Origin of the sequence: Sorangium sp. So ce145, assembly GCF_051525985.1 — a bacterium.
GTDB classification, from domain to species: Bacteria; Myxococcota_A; Polyangia; order Polyangiales; family Polyangiaceae; genus Sorangium; species Sorangium cellulosum_B.
The window spans coordinates 2,737,598-2,757,931 of sequence record NZ_CP150315.1; the positions used below are offsets into that span (position 1 = coordinate 2,737,598).

A 20,334-nucleotide genomic window follows, 5' to 3' on the forward strand; every position below is an offset into this window, starting at 1 on the left:
TCCTTGCCTCCGGCGCGCCGAGCGCGCGCGTGCGCCGGGAGAAGGCTACTCGAACTGGAGCGGCTCGTCGTCGTCCCCGACGCCGAGCATCTCGAGGATCTGCCGCACCTCCATCGCGGCCTCGACCTCCGGGCCCGCGTCCAGGAAGCCCTGGAGGTGCTTCCGCGCTTGCGCGCGGTTGCCGCGGGCCGCGTACGAAAGCCCCATCGCGTGCATCGCCTCGCCGTCCTTCGGGAACCGGCGGAGCGCCTCCTTCGCCTGCGCGATCGCGCCCTCCGTGTCGCCGAGGCGACGGAGCGCGTGCGACAGGCCGACCCGCGCCCCGAGGAAGCTCGGCGCGAGCCGCACGGCGGCGCGGTAAGCGTCGCGCGCCGGCTCGAGCTGGCCGAGCTCGTAGAGCGCGTGCCCGAGCAGGTTGTACGCGTACGGGTTCGACGGGGAGGCCTTGATCACGTCGCGCAGCGCGACGAGCGCCTCCTGGACCTGCTCCTCTTGCAGGAGCTCGGCCGCCTCCTCGACGGCCTCCCAGTGGGCGGCGTCGATCGATTCGTCCACCACGGCTCTGAGCACCATGGCGCGCAGTCTAGCCAGATTCGGCGCGCCGTCCTGGGCTCCTTCGTGGTACCGGCCGGGCGGTGAGGCGCCCGCCGCGGATCCGGCTGCTCTTGTGGCACGCGAGCGCCGCGATCCCGGTGCTCGGCGCCGCCGCGGCGTTCTACGGGCCCGCGCTCGCCAGGACGGGCGGCGTCTGGCCGGCGCCCCTCGACGACGTCTACATCCACTTCGGGTTCGCCCGCGCCGCGGCCCTGGGCCACCCGTTCTCGTGGATCCCGGGCAACGGCTACTCCTCGGGCGGGACCAGCCTGGCGTACCCCCTCGCCTTGGCGCCCGGGTACCTGCTCGGCTTTCGCGGCGCGTGGCTCGGCCTCTTCGCCGCGCTCCTCGCGTGCGCCGCGCTGCTCGACCTCTGCCGGTCGCTCCGGCGGCTCCTCGAGCCGCGCGGCGGGCCCGGCGCCGCCTCCTCCCGCTGGGTCGCCTGGGCGGCGCCGCTCTTCATCGTGGCCGTGCCGCTGCTCGACTGGAGCTGGTTCTCCGGGATGGAGGTCGCGCTGCTCGGCGCGGTGATGGGCCGGGCGCTCGTCGCGGTGCGGCGCGCCGAGCTCGCCCCGCCGGCGCAGCGCCCGGCCGAGCAGCTCCGGGCAGGGCTCCTCGCCGCGCTACTCGTCGCGACGCGGCCCGAGGCCGTCGCGCTCGCGGCGCCGCTCGCGGTCGCCGTGGCCCACGCGGCGGGCTCGCTGGGCGCGGCGGCGTCGCTCGCGCGCGCGTCCTTGCCGACCGCGCTGCTCCTCGCCGCGCAGGCCGCCGCGAACCGCGCGCTCACGGGGGAGTGGAGCGCGGCGGGGGCGGTGCGCAAGCTCATCCTGTCGAACCCGTACCCGGCGCCGCTCGAGAAGGCGCTGGAGGTGATCAAGAACCTCGCCGCGCTGCGGGTGCAGGCGCTGGAGAGCGCGCTGGGCGGCCCGTCCTACGCCTTCCTCTTGCCGCTGCTCGGCGCGATCGCGGCGCTCGATCGGCGGACGCGGCGCCTCGCCGTGCCGCTCCTGATCGGCGCCTACGGCTCGCTGCTCCTCGTCGCGCTCAACGCGACAGCGCGTTACCAGAACCTCCGCTACGCCGCCCCGGCGCTCGCGATGCTGCTCGTCGCCGCGGCCCTCGGGACCGAGGCGCTCGCGCGGCGGGGGCGGCTCGCGGCCGGCGTCGCCGCGGCGCTCGCGCTCGCGGCCCTCGCGGCGCCCTCGACGTGGTTCGCGCGGCAGATCGACCACTTCGCCCGCTCCTCGGCCAACATCGCCGGGCAGCAGGTCGAGGTCGCGCGGCGCCTCGCCGCGCGCGCGCGCCAACACCGAGCGCCGCGGCGGGTGCTGCTCGGCGACGCGGGCGCGATCCCGTACCTGTCGGGGATCCCCGCCATCGACGGGCTCGGGCTCGGCGGGTACCGGGGGATGCCGTTCGCGCGGGCCTCGGTGCACGGGATCCCGGCCGTGGTCGAGCTGATCGAGCGGCTCGACGCCGCCGAGCGGCCCGACGTCTTCGCCCTGTACCCCTCGTGGTGGGGCGGGCTCGCGGACGTCTTCGGCCGGCGCGTCGACGCGGTGAAGATCGAGGACAACGTGATGTGCGCCGCGGACGAGAAGGTGATCTACGAGGCGGACTGGTCGGCGCTCGCGCCGCCGGGGGAGCGCCGCGACGGGGCCATCGACGAGGTGGACATCGCCGACCTGGTCGACGAGCGGGCGCACGGCTACGCGTTCCCGTCGCCGCGCGGCGGCTGGGTCGTCGGCGCCGTGCTGCGCGACGGGAGCGATGGCGGCGGAGCGCCGCGGTTCGACGCCGGCAGGATCATCCCCGAGGGGCGCGAGCAGTCGTTCGCGATCGGAGCGGCCAGCGGGGCCGCTCCGATCGGAGCGGCCGCCGCGAGCGCCCGCGGGCCCGCCGTGCTCGCGCTGCGCACCGACGGGGGCGGCCCGATCGCGATCGGCGTGGCGGTCGAGCGCGTCGCGGACGAGGCGCGCGCGGTCGAGCGCGCCGCGGACGAGGCGCGCGTCGAGGTGCCGGAGCGCCCTCTGGACCGCTGGTCCGAGATCCGGGTGCCGCTGCGCGACGTCGCGCCGGGGGACCTCGTCCGGATCCGCGCGCTCCGGGGGACGTTCCGCAGCTTCCATATCTGGCTGCTGCGGCCGTGATCGACCTCCTTGCCGCCCGCGCTGCATCCTCGCGGCGCGCGCCCGCGACACAGCGCGTCGCGAGCCACGAGGACGTCGCGCGACGGATCCATGGTAAGAGCCACCACGTGGCGAGGTGGTTCCGTGCGTCGGCCTTCGCGGCGACAGCTGGCAGGGAGGTGGCCTCGTTCGCGAGGCAGGCGGTCCTCCTGCCGTACGACACCCTCGCGCCGGTGATCCCCGACGGGGCGCGCGACGGCGACGAGGTGGTGGTCATCCTCCACGGGCTCTTCGCCTCCGCCGGCGTCCTCCGGCCGCTGCGCACGGCGATCGAGCGCCACGCCGCGATGTCTCGCGCCTCGCGGGCGCGCGGTCGGACGGACCCGGCGCGCGCCGAACCGCCGTGGTCGGTCCACACGGCGACGATGTCCTACGCGCCGGGGCCCGGCGTCGAGGCGCTGTCGGCGCGCCTCGCGGCGCTCGTCGCGGCGCTCCCGGACGGGGCGCGCTTGCACCTCGTCGGCCACAGCATGGGCGGCATCGTGTGCCGCTTCTTCGCGCAGGAGGTCGGCGATCCGCGCGTCGTGCAGACCATCTCCATGGCGAGCCCGTTCGGCGGCATCCCGCGCGCAGGGCTGCTCGGCTTCGGCGGCGCGCGCGATCTCGACGCGTCGAGCCCGGTGCTCCGGCGCGTCCTCCTTGGGACGGCGCGGTCGAGCGTCCCGCACCTGTCGATCGTCGCGGGGGCCGACACGCTGGTCCGCTCGCCCATCGCGCACGCGCTGCCGGGCGGCGAGGTGCGGGTGATGGAGGGGCGGGGGCACAACACGCTCCTCTTCGACCCGGAGGTGGCCGCGCTCGTGGCGCGGCACATCGTCGCGCGGCGCGGCCCCGTGCGCTGACCTATCCCCGCTCGGCGCTTCGTGCTAGCTCGCTCGCGTGCGCTCGCCCATCGCCTGCCTCGCCGCCGTCGGGGCCTTGCTCGCCCCGCTCGCTTGGTCCTCGCCTTCGCGCGCGGACGCCTCCGCGTGGACCTTCGTGGGCGCCGGCGCGATCGGCTGGAAGCAGGGAGAAAGCGATCTCGTCTTCGACGGCGCGCTGTCGTGCGACGTCGGCGTCGGGACCACGCCCGACGCGCCCGTCATCGTCGGCGGCCTGATGCGCGCGACGCCGATCCTCGACAGCGGCATCGATCTCGCGCTGCTCGCCCGGGTCGCGACGCGCGGCTTCCAGGCTGGCCAGCTGGGCCTCGCCCTCGACGCGGGCGGCTACCGCCGCTTCTGGGGCGCAGGTTCCACGGGCGTGGCCGGCGCGCTCACGCTGGGGGCGCCGCTCGGCATCAGCCTCTCGCTCCAGGGGAGCTACGGGACCGACAAGGCGATGGCGTTCGCCGCCATCGCGGGCATCGACCTGCTGCGCCTCACCGTCTACCGGCAGTCGCTCCTGCCGGTGTGGCCGAACCCGTTCCCCGCGCAGCAGAGCCGAGACGTCGCCTGGCGCTGAGGGGCGCGCGAGCGTCTCTCCGGACGCGACGGGAGAGCCATTCAGGCGGGCAGGGGGCAGGCGAGGACCGGGCGCGCGACGCGCATTGGCGCCGCGGACGCCGGTTGACCGGCGAAGTCGTGCCCCGGTAGGGTGCGACCAGGGGGTGTCATGGCTGTCGTCGCCGCGCTCGCCATCCTCCTCCTCGCGTTCTTTCACGTTGCGCCCCGCCGGATCGGAGGTCACGCGCGGAGGGTCGACGAGATCGCGACGGCGAAGCCGGTGCTGGACTTGGTCGCCAAGGGGAGCGAGCCGGTCGACGGCGCGCGGTCGATGACCGAGCTGCCTGCGGCGGCGCGGCACTACGTGGAGATGGTCGAGAAGAGGAGACGGGCGTGCAGGTCGACGTCGTCTCGGTCGGCGCGGATCGCGACGCGAACACCGTGCGGCACAACGCGTTCGCATGATGCGGCAGCGCTGAGGACGCGCGGCCTGCGCGGGCGCCCCGCCGCCGAGAAGTTCCTCGCTGGGGGCGGCGCGGGCGGGTGTGGGGTGCCCGCGGGCACGCGGCCGGCGCTTGTCCGTCGATGACGGCTTAACGCAGCCGTAGCCCGCGGTAGCTCATTCTGGATCGGAGGGGGCCACGCTCGAGAAATAGCGCTCCTGCTTGACCCAATCGAGGATCAAGCGCCGAGCGATGGACCGACCATTGGCCAGATGATAGGCGACCCATGCATCGAGGCCGCTGGCGGTCCGGTCATTGCGATCTGGCCAGCTCTCACGGCTGCCGGGGCTGCTGCGCACATGCTCCTCCAGCTCGCGCTTGATCGACGCTGGGTCTACATGCTCCCGAGCGAACAGCGACTCGAGATAGTCGGCGAATGTGGTGCATGACTGATGCCCCGTGGCCCGCAGTCGCTCGACGATCTCGGCATCGGATAGCGAGAGAACCCAGACCTCCTCGGGGCCATAGTGACTGGTGAATTCAGCCAGGATCTCATCGACCGTCTTGCACATCTGTCACCCGCAGCGTTCATTGCGCAGTACATTGAAGAAAACACTCGCCGCCACGATCCCCGACCTTGTCGTGACTACACTCCTCCATACAGCAGACGATGCGATCGCGGCCGGACTTCGACTTGCAGCGCTTGATCTTCTCCTTCCATTCGTCGCCCGGTTTCCGGTACTCGGGGCACATCCCGAATTTATCCTTTGGCTTGGGATTGGATCCGGACCCATCCCCTGACTTCGACCCGCCCCCACACACCACCGAACCGAGCGGACCATTGCAAAGCCGTTCGCGCTCCTCAGCAAGGCAATCACTCAGGCTGCCTCCGCGCGCGAGGCACTGCCCGAGCTCGATAGGGCCATAACCGTTCGGGTCGGTGAAGTTGACCGGATCGTTGAGCACGTACCCGTACAGGTTGGCGTCACCACCATCGAACAGAATCGGGTCCTTCGCCGTCCACCTCCCCACCTCCGCGTCGTAATCTCTCGCCCCGAAGCGCACCAGCTTCGTCTCGGCATCGTACAATCCACCGGCGAAGCCGAACGGCTGGAAGCCTGGGTTCGTGTCTTGGAGGACGCGGCCGAACTCATCGTAGTCGATGCGCTGCGCGACTGCCCCGGTCGCGGTGTTCACGACCAGACGCGGACTGCCGCGATGGTCCGTCAGGATCCGGTAGGTCGCCCCGCCCTTCAGGACGAGATCCGGCACGTTGCGGTCCTGGCCGTAGACGAACTGCGCCACTACCGCACCCGTGGGGCCGAGCTCCGCCGCGGGCTGCAGGTCGTCTCGGTAGAGGAATCCCTGTACCATCACGCCGTTCTTCTTCTTCCAGATCCGGTGATTTTCGCCGTCCACCAGGTATTCGATCACGTCGCCGCTGCCCAGCACCACCTGGCGGAGGTTGCCGCGTGCATCATACATCAGGGTCGTCGTCGCCGCCGTAGCCGTGTCGGTCACGGTCGCGAGGTCCCCCGTCGGGCTCACCCCGTAGGTCGTGCTCCCGTAACTCAACAGCCGGTCCTGGTCATCGTACACGCCGATCGCTGTCCCCGACGACGACGTGTGCGCCAGGCGGTTTCCGTTTACATCGTAATTGTAGTGGGCTGTGAGCACGCCGTTGCGGTACACGTCGGTGAGGCGGTCGTTGAGGTCGCGGACATACGCGTACGTCGCCGTGTCCCCTTGTATCGTCTCCGTGAGGCTCTGAATGCGCCCCAGAGCGTCGGGCGTATACGTCACCTCGTACACCGTCGACCCGTTCGCCTGCGCGACATAGGTCGCCACGGCGCCGTACGCGTCGTGGGTGACCCCGTCGGTTACGACGCCGATCGTGCTCCCGGTGTACATCCCGTTGCCGGGGTGCCGGGAGAGCGTGAGCCCGCCCGCTTGGGTGAGGAGGCCGTCTGCGTCGTAGTCGAAGTTGATGGTCGCACCGCCGCCCACCGTCTCCGTATCGATGCGGAAGTCGTTGTCGTAGGCCCACTGCACACTCGCGGAGCTGCCCCCGAACCCGGTTCCTGTCCACGTCAGACCGGTCAAGAGCTCGCCATCGTAGGCAAAGTTGAGCGAGATGCCTGAAGGACCGGAGACGGTCGTCAGACTTCCAGTCGTCGGATGATAGCCGTAGCCGATGGTGCCCATCCCCAGCGGCAGCGCCACCTGGCTGAGGCGACCCGTGGACGGGTCCCGCGTGTAGACCGTCGCGGCCTCACCCGGCCGCGCCGAGCTCGTGAGCATGCCGTCCAGATCGTAGGACCACGAGGTATCCCCGGGACCACCGCCGACGGCCGGCGCCAGGTACTCCTCCAGGAGATCTGCCGGCGTATAACCGAATGTGTGCGCCGGCCGGTCCGGCGGCGTCACCGTGTGGACGAGCCCGCCGGGATAGTAGCTCGTTCCGATCACCTCGTCGTCGGCCCTCGTCACCTGCGTGGCGCGGCCGACCGCATCGTGAAGGAAAGAGACGGTGTTGAGCAGTGGATCGGTTGCCGTCGTGAGCCAGCCGTTATCTTCGTACGTGTACGTCCACGTCCTGGCTCCCTGGGTTCGCGCGCTCAAGCGACCATCCGGATAGTACGTGAAATCCATTGGCAGGATCGCGGGCACCGCGATGCGCTGGGTGCGCCCCTCGGGGGTGAGGGTGACCGTGGACTGGCGCCCCGCAGGGGATGTGTGGACGGTCGCCCTCGTAGCCTTGTTGAAAACGAGAGAGGAGGCGCGCCCGTTGATCGATATGGAATCGGTCAACGAGCTCACGCTCAGCGCGTTGGTCGGCTCCGTGAGGACCACCGAGCGCGATCGGGTAACTTGCCTTGTTCGTCCAAGGGGGGTCGTCGTGACCTCGCTGCTGACCAACGGGGACTGCATGCCGAAGCGCGGCTCCCCCTTCACCTCGACGGAGGTCACGGTGCCGTCTGGCGCCGTGGTCGTCCTGGCTCCGCTCGTGCTGATCTGCTCCACGCTCGAGAGCCCGTCCGATCCCGTGCGGATGCGTTGCTTGCTTCCGTCCGGGAGCGTCGCGACCTCGTACCCGCGGGTCAACCCCATCGCGGTCGTGACCGTGACACGGTGGCCGTTTGGCGTCTCGGTCCGGGTGAGCTGCTTGTAGCCGCCCGCCGGATCCTCGTCCCTGATGAGGCGTCCTTTCGCGTCGAACTCGAACTGGTGCAGCCGGCCGAGCGGGTCCTCGAGGGACTGGAGCAGCCCGCTGTTCGGATAATACGAGAGCGTCGTCGTCTCGTTCGCCGGATTCGTGACCTTCCAGAGGTAGTGCTCGGCGTCGAGGGTGAGCGCGGTGCTCTGCCCGGTCGGCGCGAGGATGGCCGTCGGGTAGCCGTCTGCGTTGCGCTGGATGGTCGTGACCTGCTGGTCGACATCGGTGATCGTGCTCAACCGCCCCTTGGCGTCATAACCGAATTCGTAGCGCACGGTGCCGAGGAGAGTGTCATGAGTGACGAGGTGCTTACCCTGCTGGTCGAAGATGTACACCTCGGTCCCGTCATCGCTCGCGATCGCGAAGTGAGCCGCTTGGATGCGCGGGAGCGCCATGTCGACGCGGCCGATGTAGAAGGAGCTGCCGCTGCCATCGATGAACATCAGGCGGTCATCTGGAGTAACGGCCAAATCGGTCACTTGTAAGAACCAGGCCGCGGTCGGAGGGCCGCCAAGACCGCAAGCATTGCAATTCCAAGGGCGAGGAGCTCGGTTTCCGGCGAACGTGGTGAGTACCCCATCGGGCGAGATGCGCCGGATGAGATTGTCCTGCAGCAGCTCGCCAGACTGCGCGGCGAAGTACACGCTGCCGTCCTGTCCGACCGCCAGTGAGTCGGGAACACCGATCGAAGCCGAGATCGCGGGCACCCCATCCTCGGATGTGGTCGTCTCGGCGGTGCCCGCGATCTTGTTGATAATCCCACTGCGATCGATCCGCCGGATCCGGTAACCATCCCACGGTTGTCCGGAGGACTCCGAGATGTATATCGATCCGTCCGGCCCAAGCGTCATGTCATAGATCAAACGGAATCGGGCATCGACAGCGGGGCCGCCGTCGCCGGAGCTGACACTAGCGTTGGTGTTCCATGAGCCTGCAACCGTCGTGATGATCCCATCTGGCGCCACCTTGCGGATAGAATTGTTGAATGCCAGGTAGAGGTTGCCGTCGCTGGAAACGTCGAGGCCATACACGGAGCCCGAGGAGCCGGAAGTGGCGAGCACACCGTCGGGCGGTCGAGTGCCTAATAGACCGTTGCCTGCGACAGTGGTGATGATTCCATCGGGCGAGATCTTACGGACGCGGTAGTTGCGCTCGTCGATGAAATAGATGGTACCGTCGGGTCCAATCGTGAGTCGCCGAGGCTCGTTCAATAACGCCTGTGTCGCAGGCTGGTTATCTCCATTGAATCCGGCCTGCGCGTTGACGCCGGCGATCGTGTTGACGAAGCCGTCGGGCGAGATTTTGCGGATGCGATGCATATAACGCTCGGAGTAGTAGATGCTTCCATCCGGACCGACGGCGATTCCGCGAGCGGCAGCAATGGGCACTCTATCGGCGCGGACTCCCTCAGCGGTGGCGCTGCTCGCAGGAGGAGGTGGATAGCCGGCGATGCGCTGGAGCATGGCAACCATGGCTCGGCCGGTGCGACGCGAGCCGTCGCCGCGGTAGAGCATGGACATGCCGGGATCGAAGACGTGATGATGGCTCAAGCTGAACCCGCCGAGGGCAGACGTGCTGTTGGTCCACGCTCCGAGCGTGCTCTCCCAGCGTCGGCCCAGGGAGATCTCCTTCCGAGTGCGGTTCCCCGTGATGATCGCGTCGGCGGGCGCTCCGAAGGATCGCGGACCGCCGCCACCGCTCGACGTCGCTCCCTGCGCGGCCGGCACAGAGTAATAGCCTTCGTAGACGTAATTGATGTCCACTGTGACCGGCTGCACTCCGGGAACCACACGCCCGAACATATCCCTTCCGTCCCACTCAAACGTGTACTGCTCGTTCGGCGAGCAGGGACAGTCGACGCGCGTATCGAATGTTTTCCCCGCCACGGTGACCTCGAACTCGATCCGCTCGAGGTTGGGGGGCACGGCCGACGTCGTCAGTGGAATCGCGAGGCGATTCCGGTTGAGTCCCTCTGTGCGATCGCTCTTGTAGTGGAGGTCGAACGGCGTCCCGACGATGGGTAAGCGCTCCCCGAGCCTCTGGCTCTCGCATTCGATGATGGATCCGCACTCGAGGCTGGGGTCGTCCGGATCGTCGTCGTCGTCCTCGTCGTCGTCCTCGCCGCCACCATCGCCGTCGCCGCCACCATCGCCATCGCCGTCGCCATCGCCGTCGCCGTCGCCGTCGTCGTCGCCGTCGTCGTCGTCGTCAGGAACGGGCGGCGCCGGAGCGCCAGGGGGCGGACCGAACGGCCAGTTGCAGTCCCATGGGGTGAAGTGCGTGACCAGGGATCGCCAGAGGCTCGTCCCGACCGCATACTGCGCGCCGAGCTGCTCCAGCTCCTCGGCGCTGATCCCGAGCGCGCCGAGCTCGCTCGCGTCGTCGGCCGCGCCGTCACCGTCGATGTCGACCGACGCTACCCCGCCGCTCACGTCGACGATCTCGATGACACGCCCGTCGTTCGCCGGCACCCACGCCCCTTTCTCGGCGTCGTAATAGCCGAGCGGCACGTGCATCCCGACCGGGAAATCGAGGAAGTTCTCGACATAGAACGGGATCGGCTGATTGAACTCGACCTTCGTCGCCCCGGCGGCCACGGCCTCATCCAGCCCGAGCTCCACCGCGTACGTGTACCCGCTGGTCGGCGGCAGGGTCCCCGGCATCGCCTCGGGGCCGTTCGGGCCGACCGTGTACTCGGTCGCGCGCACGTGCACCTCCGCCGGCAGCGCCACGGTCATCGTCGCTCCCGGCGGGCCGCTCGGGTCCGGCACGGTCATCGTCCCCGTCGTGCCCGAAGGGAAGAGCAGCGTCGCCTGGCGCGTGCCGCTCTCGTCCGTCTGGACGCTCCCGCGCGCAACCTGCGCTCCGGCCGCGCTGCCCAGCGCGACGGGCGTCACCACCGGATCGCTCTCGATCAGCACCACGTCGGGCGCCTCGGACCAGCGCTGCCACTGGGTGCCCACCTGCCGCTGCACCGGCAGATAGCCGGCCTTCTCATACTTCATCGTGAGCGGCTGACCTCCTCGCACGACCAGCTCGAACGCTCCGTCCGCGCGCGTGAGGACCTGCCCGTAGCTCTCCGCGTCTCCCGCACCGTAGTGCAGCACGCTCACCTTCACGCCCGAGATCGGAACGCCCGCTCGCGTCGCGACCTTGCCCTTGACGACCGCCACAGAAGCCGGGGCGATCGCCGCCGTCACACCCGTCTGCGGCGCGTTCGGCCCCTGGTAGATGCAGCCCACGGCATCGATGAGCCGCGTGGCTACGGTCGGATCCAGCGCCGGACAGGCGACGTGCGTCACCGCGCCGGTCGCCGGATCGCACGTGTCGATCGTGCTCGGGTCGCTGTCGTCGGTCGCGATGGGCGTGTGCAGGATACCCAGCACCGGATCGCAGGTATCGGTCGTGCACGCGTCGCCGTCGTCGAGCGTGCCGGTGCAAGTCGGCGCGGTCGTGTAACAGACCTCGAGGCTCGGCCGCTCGGACGCGTTCGGGTCTTCGCTGCTCCGGAAGGAGGTGGTGAGGACCGGCGCCTCTTCCAGCAACACGCCGTGATTCGGCGTGGTTCCCGCGAGCCACGCCGCGGTGAGCGCGGTCAGATCGGCCGAACGCATGCCGGCGCCGGGCAACGACTGAAATGACGCCGCGATCGCCGGGTCGAAATCGGTACCGTTCGCCAGGCTCTGCCAGGTCACTGTCGGCTCGGTCCACGGCGAGAGGATCCGGTGGATGTTGATGGTGCTGGAGCTGGTATCGTCCCGGTAGATCTGCCGGAGGCGCAGCGTCGCGGAGACGACCTGCGCCGCGGGGGGCACCGGCGAGAGGTCGAAGCGGAGGACGGCGTGCCGCACGCCGAAGCCGGCCAGCGTGCCCGTGCGGAGCAGCACGGTCGAGTCGGTCCAGGTCGGGTACGTCTCCCAGATCGTCGCGTCCTCAACCGCGCCGAGCGCACCGCGCTGGATTGTCACGCACGTCGGGTCCTCGGTGCCCGCCGCGAGCTTCGCGGTGCCGTGCAGCTCCTCCTCCGGTGAGCTCGAGCTGCACGCGGAGCCGGTCGCAGCTGCGCTGAACAGGACACCCCCCATCAGCAGGGAGTATTTCCGCCAAGGTATGCGTGAGAGCCTGATGGATCCTAGCGGTCGAAGAAATGATGGCTCGTGATGTCTCACTCAAGAGCTCCTTAACTGAAGCGGAGGGCTGCAGCGCGTCACCACTGGACGATGGACGCATTGAACCGCATAGCGCCAACGACCAAGCGCTGTCGCGCTGCGCCCTGTTATTGGATTTTTTGCGATGGGCGGCATTGAGCCGACCAGGGCAGGTGGCGCACCTTAGGGGGCCGTCAGGGAGCTCCACATTCAAAAAAAACTGGGGTCCACGCTTTGTCATGCGAAGCGAGTCCGAATGTCTTGGCGCCGCATCCACAGGCACCATCGAATTTGCCTGATCGCGAGTTCAGTAAAGGGTGCTGAATGTACGTCGCGACCGGCAGCCAAGCCCGGTGGAGTCGCGGCTGAAGGCGATCCGGGGTCTGGGCTTCACGGGCGTGGCCGGCGCGCTCACGCTGGGGGCGCCGCTCGGATCAGCCTCTCACTCCAGGGGAGCTACGGGACGGACGACGCCGTGGCGTTCGGCGCCATCGCGGGCATCGACCTGCTGCGTCTCACCGTCTACCGGCAGTCGCTCCTGCCGCTGTGGCCGAACCCGTCGCCCGCGCAGCATAGCCGAGACGTCGCCTCGCGCTGACGAAGGCGGTGAGCGCTCCCCCGCGTTGAGATCGCCTTCCCGGGCGCCCGAGTCGCCCGTTTCAAGCCTTGAAACGGGCGACCCGGTCGCCGAGCGAGCGATTTCAAGCCTTGATCCGCCCCGCTGGCCGGCCGAGTCGGCCATCTCAAGGCTTGATCCGCCCCGCTGGCCGGCCGAGTCGGCCATCTCAAGGCTTGAAAGGGCCGACTCGGCGACCGAGTCGCCCGTTGCAACGCTTGCATCAAGCGTTGCAGCGGGCCGCAGGGCTCACCTGTCCAGCGACGGCCACCAACGGGGCGGTAGGCCCCCGGCGAGGGAGCTCGGCACACCCTCCCCCAGCCGCCCCACGCTCCGCTCAGCCGCCGCCCCCCCTCGGCTCGGAACCGCCTCCTCCGCTTCAGGCCGTGAACCCCGCGAGCCCCTCGACGAGCCGATCGAGATCCGCCCGGCTGTGCCGCTCGGTCACGGCGACCAGCAGCTCGTCCCGCCGCCGCGCGTCGATCCGCCCGAGATCCAGCCCCGCGATGATCCCCTGCTCGGCCAGCGCCCGCGTGAGCCGCCCCGCGTCCCCGCCGCGGACCTTCACGACGAACTCGTGGAACGTCGGCGCCGACATCGGCAGCGAGTAGCCGTCGAGCCGCGCGATCTCCCGCTTCAGGTGCTCGGCCTTCGCGAGGCACTGCTTCGCCGCCTCCACGAAGCCGCGCTTGCCCAGCATGCACATCCGCATCGTGACCGCCGTCGCGCAGAGGCCGCTGTTCGTGCAGATGTTGCTCGTCGCCCGCTCGCGGCGGATGTGCTGCTCGCGCGTCGCGAGCGTCAGCACGTACCCGCGGGTCCCGTGTTTGTCGACCGTCTCGCCGACAAGCCGGCCGGGCACCTGCTGGAGGTACTTGCGGTCGTTCCGGCACGCGAACAGCCCGACGTTGGGGCCGCCGTACTGCGGCGGCAGCCCGAGCGGCTGGCCCTCCGCCACCGCGATGTCGGCGCCGAGCGCGCCCGGCGACTCGAGCAGCGCGAGCGCGTACGGGTCCAGGGTGACCGTGATCAGCAGCGCGCCCTTCTGGTGGCACACCTCGGCCACCTTCCGGATGTCGCCCACGACGCCGAAGAAATTCGGATAGCCGACCACCACGCAGGCGGTCGTCTCGTCAATCGCCCGCGTCAGCGCCTCGACGTCCGCCGTGCCGTCGCGGCCGACGTCGACGCCGACCAGCGACGCCTTGCCGGCCCCGATGCCGTGCACGTACGTCTCGACCGTGCCGATGTAGTCGGGGTGCACGCCCCCGGACAGGACCGTGCGCTCGCGCCCCGTCAGCCGGCGGGCCATCAGCACGGCCTCCGCGAGCGCGCTCGCGCCGTCGTACATCGACGCGTTGGCGATCGGCAGCCCGAGGATCTCGCTCACGATCGTCTGGAACTCGAAGATCACCTGGAGCGTGCCCTGGGAGACCTCGGGCTGGTACGGCGTGTACGCGGTGTAGAACTCGCTGCGGAGCAGCAGCTGATCGGCGGCCGGCGGGAAATGGTGCTCGTAGGCGCCGGCGCCCAGGAACGAGAGCATGCGCCCTGCGCGGTTCTTCTGGGCGAGCTCCTCGAGGTGCCGCATGAGCGAGGCCTCGTCGAGCGAAGGCTCCATCGAGAGCGGGCGCGTGAGGCGCGCCTCCTTCGGGATCGCGCTGTAGAGCTCCTCGAGCGACGACAGGCCGACGGCCTGCAGCATCTCGCTGATTTCCTCGGGTGTGTGGGGCAGGTAGCGCATGGTCTTGTGCAGCGGGAAGCGGGAAGGGTGATGCGGAACGCGGAGGGGCGCGGCGCTCAGTGCGCCGCGGTCTTCAGGAGCTCAACGTACGCGTCGGGATCCATGAGCGTGCCGAGCTCGCCCTGGTCCGAGGGGACGACCTCGATCATCCACGCCTTGCCGTAGCAGTCGTCGTTGACGAGCTCGGGTCGGCTCTCGAGATCCGCGTTCACGCGCTGGATCTTGCCGCTCACCGGCGCGAACAGATCGCTCAGCGTCTTGACGCTCTCGATCGTGCCGAACGCCGTGCCCGCGGTGATCGTGTCGCCCGGCTTCACGTCGAGGTTGACCAGCGTGATGTCGCCGAGCTGCTCGACCGCGAAGGCGGTGATCCCGATCACGACGAGATCGTTCTCCTGCTTGGCCCACTCGTGGTCCTTCGTGTACCGCCGGTCCGTTCGGACATTGTCGCTCGCCATGTGACTTCTTCTCCCTTTGCCAACCTGGATCTCTGGTCGCCGCGCGCGGTTGCTCGGATCGGCCCGCCGCGGCGCGCCTCGGCGCGGGTCAGGCCCGCTTGTAGAACGGGGTCTTGACCACGACCGCCTCGACCGTGCGCCCGCGGCAGTCCACCTGGAAGGCGGTCCCTACCGCCGCCATCGGCGCCGGCAGGTAGCCGAGCCCGATGTTCTTGCCGACGGTCGGCCCCGGGCTGCCGCTCGTGCAGACGCCGACCTTCGCGCCGCTCACGTCGAGCAGCGGGTAGCCGTGGCGCGCGATGCCGCGCCCCGTCATCTCGAAGCCGACCAGCTTGCGCGCGGGGCCCTCGTCCTTGATGCGCTGGAGCGCGGCGCGCCCCACGAAATCGCCCTTGTCGAGCTTCACCACCCAGCCGAGGCCCGCCTCGATGGGGTTCGTCGTCTCGTCGATGTCGTTGCCGTACAGCGACAGGCGCGCCTCGAGGCGGAGCGTGTCGCGCGCGCCGAGGCCCGTCGCCTCGAGGCCGAGCGGCCCGCCGAGCTCGACGAGCGCGCGCCAGAGCCGCTGCGCGTCGGACGGCGAGCAGAAGATCTCGATGCCGTCCTCGCCGGTGTAGCCGGTGCGGGCCACGGTGCAGCGCACGTTGGCGAGCGTCGCGTCGCGGAAGTGGAACGGCGCGAGCTCGCGCAGCGCGGGGCCGTCGCCGCCCGCGAGCGCGACGATGTCGAGCGCCTTCGGCCCCTGGAGCGCCATCATCGCCGTGCGATCCGACGCGTCCTCGAAGCTGCAGTGGCCCTGCGCCGCGGCCCTGATGTGCGCGGCGATCTTGTCGCGGTTCGACGCGTTGCAGACGATGAGCCACTGCCGCGCGTCGATCCGGTACACGATGAGGTCGTCGAGGATCGTTCCGGCCTCGTTGCACGCGCACGTGTAGAGCGCGTGGCCGTCTTCCAGCTTCTTCACGTCGTTCGTGACGAGGTAGTCGACCACCTGTCCGGCGTGCTCGCCGCTCAGGATGATCTCGCCCATGTGCGAGACGTCGAACAGCCCGGCGGCGGTGCGCACCGCCTTGTGCTCTTCGGTGACGCCTTTGTACTGGACCGGCATCTCCCAGCCGGCGAACGGGACCATGCGGCCGCCGAGCTTGATGTGCTCGTCGTAGAGCGGCGTCCTTCGGAGCGGAGCGGTGGGGAGCGGCTTGGTCGACACGGCCGCGATCTACTTCGAAAGGTCGGAGATGTCGACTGGCGCCGACGGGCGCAGCGGCCCCGCGGCGCCGGAGGTCGAGGCCGCCGCTCTCGCGCTCACTCGAGGCGGGTGGGATCGATCACCTTGCCGGCCGGCGTGAGCCCGCTGCGGCGCCAGCGCTCCTCGACCGACAGGCCCTGCTCCGCGGGCGCCCGGGTCTCGTCGCGGATGACGAGCTCGGAGATGTGCGCGCGCGAGACGACCTCGATCCGGATCATCCGCTGCGGCGCGCTCTTCACGGTGGCGCGCGAGAAGATCGTCTTCGCAGGCCCGGTCTCGACATTTCCGGCGAGGACGCGCGTGCGCACGTAGTTCGCCACCCGCTCGGCAGGGATTTCCCCGACGGCGAAGACGGCATCGGCGAAGCGCGCGCGCACCTTCATGCGGCGCGGGATGGGCAGGCCGAACGCCTGCTCGGCCCCCTCGGCGAGCTCGCCCGGCAGCGCCTGGTCGACCGGCGGCTTCGGGGCCGCGGCCTCGCTCGCCTGCGGCGCGGGCGCCGGCGCGCCGGCGTCGCTGCGGCAGGCGGGCGCGGCCGATGCGCACGCGACGAGCGCGGCGAGCGCGCCGGCGGCGCGCGACAGGCCGGCTCGCTTCATTCGATGAGGGTGGCCCACGAGTCGATCTTAACGACCTTGCGCGGCCGCTGCAGCGTCCTCGTGCTCGTTCGCGTCGCGCCCCCCTGGGCGTCCGCGTCGCCGGCGGCGCCGGTGTGGAACACGAGCTGGTACTCGGGCGGGGTGGAGTGCCGGACGATCGTCTGCGGGCCGAAGTAGTCATCGGTGTACTCCGCCGTCTCCACGCAGGTCGGCTTCTGGGTCACGGCCACGCCGAAGACGATCGTGCCCGGCGACTGCAGCTCGAAGCGCTCCGGAGGAGCGGCCGGATCGACGACGAGGCAGCCGTTCGGATACGCCGGCGAGTCCGTGTTGCCGAGCAGGTAGTCGACGCCCCAGATCGCGCCGCGCCCGTCCGCGCACGCGTAGGTCCCGGGCGCGACGGGCCTGAACGTCGCGAAGTACGCGCAGCCGTTGAAGAGGGAGATGGGCCCGGTCACGCGCTCGCCGCCCGTGAAGGGGACGACCCAGTTCTCGCTGAAGCGGAGGCTTGTGTCGTGCGGTTTCTCGGTGATCGACCAGACCCGCGTCTCGATGGCGCCGCTCGCCGTGAACGCCTCCTGATCGCCCGTGGAGAACAGGATGACCTTGTTACCGAGCGGATCGGTGCTCACGATCGGCGTCGTCTGGATCGGCTGGCTGCGCGCCGCGCTGTCGGTCGGGAACGAGTACGCGTCCCAGGCGAGGTCCACGGTCCAGTCGTCCGGGTTGGTGCTCGTCAGGCTGACGCGCCAGAGCGTCCCGTCGGCATCGCCGACGTAGATGCGCTCGGCGACCTCGCCGACGCCCGCCGGGAACGGCACGGGGACGCCGGTGATCGGAGAGTCGAAGTCGACCCGCGTGGTCCGCGAGGCGATCCCGCCCGGGGCCTCGTCGACGCGGCCCCGGAACGTGCGGATGATCTCGCCCGTGTCGAGCCGGACGATCGTGAGCGAGCGCGCCGGGCCGACGGGGCCGCCGGTGCCCGCGCTGCCCCAGCACCGGACCGAGTCGCGGACCGCCAGGGTGCCCGTCGGATGGAAGAGCGGGGGCGTCGCGTTCTGCCGGTTGCACGCGGGCTGGCTCGTGTCGAGCGGGGCGGAGCCGCCGGGCAGGATGGCGACCGCGATCTCCTTGATCTGAGCGCCGTCCTGCATCTCCACCATGCCGATCGCCGGCGTCGGCGTCGCGTCGCCGAACAGCGGGGTGCCGCTATCGTCCGTGGAGAGCTGCCAGAGGAACTGCGGCGCCTTCGGGTCCGTCACGTCGAGCGCGTAGTAGAAGCTGCCGCCCGCGCCGCCGCTGGCGACGAGCACGGTGTTCCAGGTCGCGTTGGCGCTGCTCACCTGCGCCGACGTGCGCTCGAAGACGACGTTCTTCACGACGGGCGCGCCGTCGAGCAGCAGCGATTGCTGGTTGAACGTCGCGAGCAGCCGGGGGAGCACGTGGGGCGGCAGGAACGACCAGAGCTCGTTGTTCTCGACCTTGTCCACCTTGAGCGCGTCGTCCGCGTCTGCCGCGGTCACCTGGAAGGCGTGCAGCTGCCCGTCGGTCGTCGCCGTGTAGAGCACGAGCGGCCGGGTCTTCTGAGCGGGGCTCTCCGCGAAGGCCCGGTAGGACTCGTCGGGGATGTAGTCGTTCGGCGGCCCCACGACGACCGGCGTGGAGTGATAGATGCTGCCGAGCACGTTGCCCTCGCGGGAGGCGACGCCCGAGGGCATCGGCGCGCCGACCTCCCACTCGATGAGGCGCCGGGCGCAGTCCGCGGCGTTGGTCGCCTGCAGCCCGCCCGAGCACTGCGGCGGGACGGGCGCGCTGGGATCGAGATCGAGCGCGCGGGACGCGCTGGAGAGAGCGGTCGCGAACGCCGTCGCCTGCGCGGGCGCGCCGCTGCCGGTCATCGTGCCCGTGTAGCTGCCCAGCCCGTCCGTGGCGACGTCGGCGGGGCGGATGCTCCGGCTCGACCAGATGCGCTGCGTGGTGGTGTCGAGGTCGCCGATCACGGTGAAGAACCGCCGCGGCTGCCCGGTGTTCGAGCTGACGTTGGCCGCGAAGTCATCGCCCTTGCCGGGGTCGATGTCCTTCAGCTGCGTCGTCATGACGCCGCTCACGGTCTCGCAGACGAAGCGCTTGCGCTCGAGGTTGCCGCTCCAGAGCGAGCCGTCCGGCGGCGGGCTGAACGAGGAGGCGAACTGGTAGGCGACCCCCGCGTCGGTGTTGCCGTTGTTCGCGGTCGTGGTCGCGTTGGCGAAGACGGGGAGGGTGCGGCTCGTCGAGTTCGCGGCGATCTGCGCGAAGATCCGCGACATCACCGCGGAGAGCTCGTTGGCGTCGTCCGGGAAATAGCCGCGGTCGGTCCCGCCCTCGATGGCGATGCGCGAGAGCGTGCAGCACGCCTTGACCGCGCCAGCGGCGTTGTCGCAGCGCCCGGCGGGCAGGAAATCAGCGCTGGAGATCGTCGCGCAATTGAACGTCGGATCGCCGAGCTCCTGCCGCGCCTGGGTGGTAAGGCCGAACCCGACGGTATACGTCGACACGCGCCGGTTCGGGTTGACGTGGGAGTTGAGCGACTGGGCGATGACCTGAGGCTCCTCGTAGGGACAGCCCGTCCCTTCGGGGCCGGGGCCGGCGTCCTGTGTGCAGGTCGGGCGCAGGTCGAGGTTCGGCTCGCCGTCGGAGATGAGCACGATCGAGGTCTTGCGGCAGCCGCCGCTGATGAACGGATCGTCGCGCGGCCCGAGCGGCCGGCTCTTCCAGGTCGAGGCGTCGTTGAGGATGTAGTCGCGCGCGTCCGACAGCATCCCGGCGAGCGGCGTCGCGCCGTAGGGGCGCATCGCGATGAGCGCGTTCTGGATGCTCTCGTTCACGCTGCGGATCTCGGTGGTGTCCGCCGTGTAGGTCGGGAAGGGGATGAGCGGCCCTTCCCAGAGCGGCGCGGCCGGGTTCCTGGCGCCGACCTCCATGTCCGCGGGAGCGCAGGCGGGCGGGTTGCCCCGCGCCGGGTATCCTGGGCCGGGCTCGAACCCGAGGAAGTAGCTCCACATCCCCTCGATGCCGCCCACGGGATCGGGAGCGCCGGAGAGGAGCCCGGTGCTCGCGTCGGGGAGCGTGTCGAATGTCATGAGCCCGAACCGGATCCGGTCCTGATAGACGTCGAGCAAGCCGGAGTTGAGCTGCGTGAACGGCGTCGTGCAAGGAGTGGCCGCGTTGTCCCAGCGATGCTCGCCCACCAGATCGTAGGTCGCTCCCGGGCCCTTCGTGCAGTGGCCCGAGATCATGCGATGGAACGGGATGTAGTAGTTCCTGTCGTAGGGCGGCTCTCCCCCGAGGCTGAACTCGTTGACGAACGCGGTGCTCGTGCGGGGCTGCGCGACGCAGCTGAAGTCCTGGATCGGGCCCGTGAGCGACTCGACGAGCTTCATCCAGCGGCTCTTCAGGGCCTCGGAGGCGGGGGGAGTGCCTGGGTTGCAGTCCGGCTCCCCGCCCGCCACCGTCTTCTCCATCGAGCCCGACGTGTCGACGAGCAAGAGCACGTTGGGCAGCGGCGGCTCCACATCCATGGCCTGCGCGCGCGCGCGCCCCGCGACGAGGCCGACGGTCGCCGCGGAGCTCATGGTGACAAGGACCTTCGTCAGGTTTCGCATCGTGCGCTCCGG

At 70.2% G+C, this 20,334-nt stretch carries 12 protein-coding genes and 1 pseudogene; 5 read left to right on the plus strand and 8 right to left on the minus strand.

Annotated elements, in window-relative coordinates:
• Window positions 1-45 precede the first annotated feature (45 nt).
• Window positions 46-573, minus strand: a complete 528-nt coding sequence (locus WMF34_RS10495) for a tetratricopeptide repeat protein (RefSeq protein WP_437993191.1) — start codon at window positions 571-573, stop codon at window positions 46-48.
• Window positions 574-635: 62 nt separating this feature from the next.
• On the opposite strand from WMF34_RS10495, the gene WMF34_RS10500 reads away from it, so the two are divergent.
• From WMF34_RS10500 to WMF34_RS10515, 4 genes and pseudogenes are all read left to right on the plus strand, one after another.
• A complete protein-coding gene (locus tag WMF34_RS10500; protein ID WP_437993192.1) occupies window positions 636-2,744 on the plus strand; it encodes a hypothetical protein in 2,109 nt (702 codons plus the stop codon).
• A gap of 107 nt (window positions 2,745-2,851) precedes the next feature.
• Window positions 2,852-3,625, plus strand: coding sequence for a hypothetical protein (locus WMF34_RS10505; protein ID WP_157906594.1), 774 nt, complete (start codon window positions 2,852-2,854; stop codon window positions 3,623-3,625).
• A gap of 37 nt (window positions 3,626-3,662) precedes the next feature.
• Window positions 3,663-4,226: a hypothetical protein gene (locus WMF34_RS10510; RefSeq protein WP_437993193.1), complete on the plus strand. Its 564-nt coding sequence runs from the start codon at window positions 3,663-3,665 to the stop codon at window positions 4,224-4,226.
• A gap of 234 nt (window positions 4,227-4,460) precedes the next feature.
• Window positions 4,461-4,672 (plus strand): annotated as a pseudogene (locus WMF34_RS10515) (adenylosuccinate synthetase); the annotation flags it as partial.
• Between the two features lie 154 nt (window positions 4,673-4,826).
• Here WMF34_RS10515 and WMF34_RS10520 read toward each other — a convergent pair.
• The gene (locus tag WMF34_RS10520) at window positions 4,827-5,222 is read right to left on the minus strand and encodes a hypothetical protein (protein ID WP_012234645.1); all 396 of its coding nucleotides are present in this window, start codon (window positions 5,220-5,222) and stop codon (window positions 4,827-4,829) included.
• A 16-nt stretch (window positions 5,223-5,238) separates the two neighbouring features.
• Window positions 5,239-11,952: a DNRLRE domain-containing protein gene (locus WMF34_RS10525; RefSeq protein ID WP_437993194.1), complete on the minus strand. Its 6,714-nt coding sequence runs from the start codon at window positions 11,950-11,952 to the stop codon at window positions 5,239-5,241.
• A gap of 538 nt (window positions 11,953-12,490) precedes the next feature.
• Here WMF34_RS10525 and WMF34_RS10530 point away from each other — a divergent pair.
• On the plus strand, window positions 12,491-12,613 hold the full coding sequence (locus WMF34_RS10530) for a hypothetical protein (RefSeq protein ID WP_437993195.1): 123 nt from the start codon (window positions 12,491-12,493) through the stop codon (window positions 12,611-12,613).
• A 397-nt stretch (window positions 12,614-13,010) separates the two neighbouring features.
• Here WMF34_RS10530 and gcvPA read toward each other — a convergent pair whose 3' ends face one another.
• From gcvPA to WMF34_RS10555, 5 genes are all read right to left on the minus strand, one after another.
• Entirely contained in the window at window positions 13,011-14,375 is a 1,365-nt protein-coding gene (gcvPA, locus tag WMF34_RS10535) for an aminomethyl-transferring glycine dehydrogenase subunit GcvPA (RefSeq protein ID WP_437993196.1), read from the minus strand.
• A gap of 56 nt (window positions 14,376-14,431) precedes the next feature.
• On the minus strand, window positions 14,432-14,833 hold the full coding sequence (gene gcvH / locus WMF34_RS10540) for a glycine cleavage system protein GcvH (protein WP_012234648.1): 402 nt from the start codon (window positions 14,831-14,833) through the stop codon (window positions 14,432-14,434).
• An 88-nt stretch (window positions 14,834-14,921) separates the two neighbouring features.
• The gene (gene gcvT / locus WMF34_RS10545) at window positions 14,922-16,043 is read right to left on the minus strand and encodes a glycine cleavage system aminomethyltransferase GcvT (protein ID WP_437993197.1); all 1,122 of its coding nucleotides are present in this window, start codon (window positions 16,041-16,043) and stop codon (window positions 14,922-14,924) included.
• Between the two features lie 95 nt (window positions 16,044-16,138).
• Window positions 16,139-16,681 carry a hypothetical protein gene (locus WMF34_RS10550; protein ID WP_437993198.1) on the minus strand — a complete coding sequence of 181 codons (543 nt, stop codon included), beginning with the start codon at window positions 16,679-16,681 and terminating at the stop codon, window positions 16,139-16,141.
• Entirely contained in the window at window positions 16,678-20,322 is a 3,645-nt protein-coding gene (locus WMF34_RS10555) for a pilus assembly protein (protein WP_437993199.1), read from the minus strand. The genes WMF34_RS10550 and WMF34_RS10555 overlap by 4 nt, the downstream gene beginning before the upstream one ends.
• Between the last annotated feature and the right edge of the window lie 12 nt (window positions 20,323-20,334).

Coding starts and splice junctions, on each gene's coding strand:
- WMF34_RS10495 (WP_437993191.1), bottom strand. CDS start 573: ATGGTGCTCAGAGCCGTGGTGGACGAATCGATCGACGCCGCCCACTGG.
- WMF34_RS10520 (WP_012234645.1), bottom strand. CDS start 5,222: ATGTGCAAGACGGTCGATGAGATCCTGGCTGAATTCACCAGTCACTAT.
- WMF34_RS10525 (WP_437993194.1), bottom strand. CDS start 11,952: ATGGGGGGTGTCCTGTTCAGCGCAGCTGCGACCGGCTCCGCGTGCAGC.
- gcvPA (WP_437993196.1), bottom strand. CDS start 14,375: ATGCGCTACCTGCCCCACACACCCGAGGAAATCAGCGAGATGCTGCAG.
- gcvH (WP_012234648.1), bottom strand. CDS start 14,833: ATGGCGAGCGACAATGTCCGAACGGACCGGCGGTACACGAAGGACCAC.
- WMF34_RS10550 (WP_437993198.1), bottom strand. CDS start 16,681: ATGAAGCGAGCCGGCCTGTCGCGCGCCGCCGGCGCGCTCGCCGCGCTC.
- WMF34_RS10555 (WP_437993199.1), bottom strand. CDS start 20,322: ATGCGAAACCTGACGAAGGTCCTTGTCACCATGAGCTCCGCGGCGACC.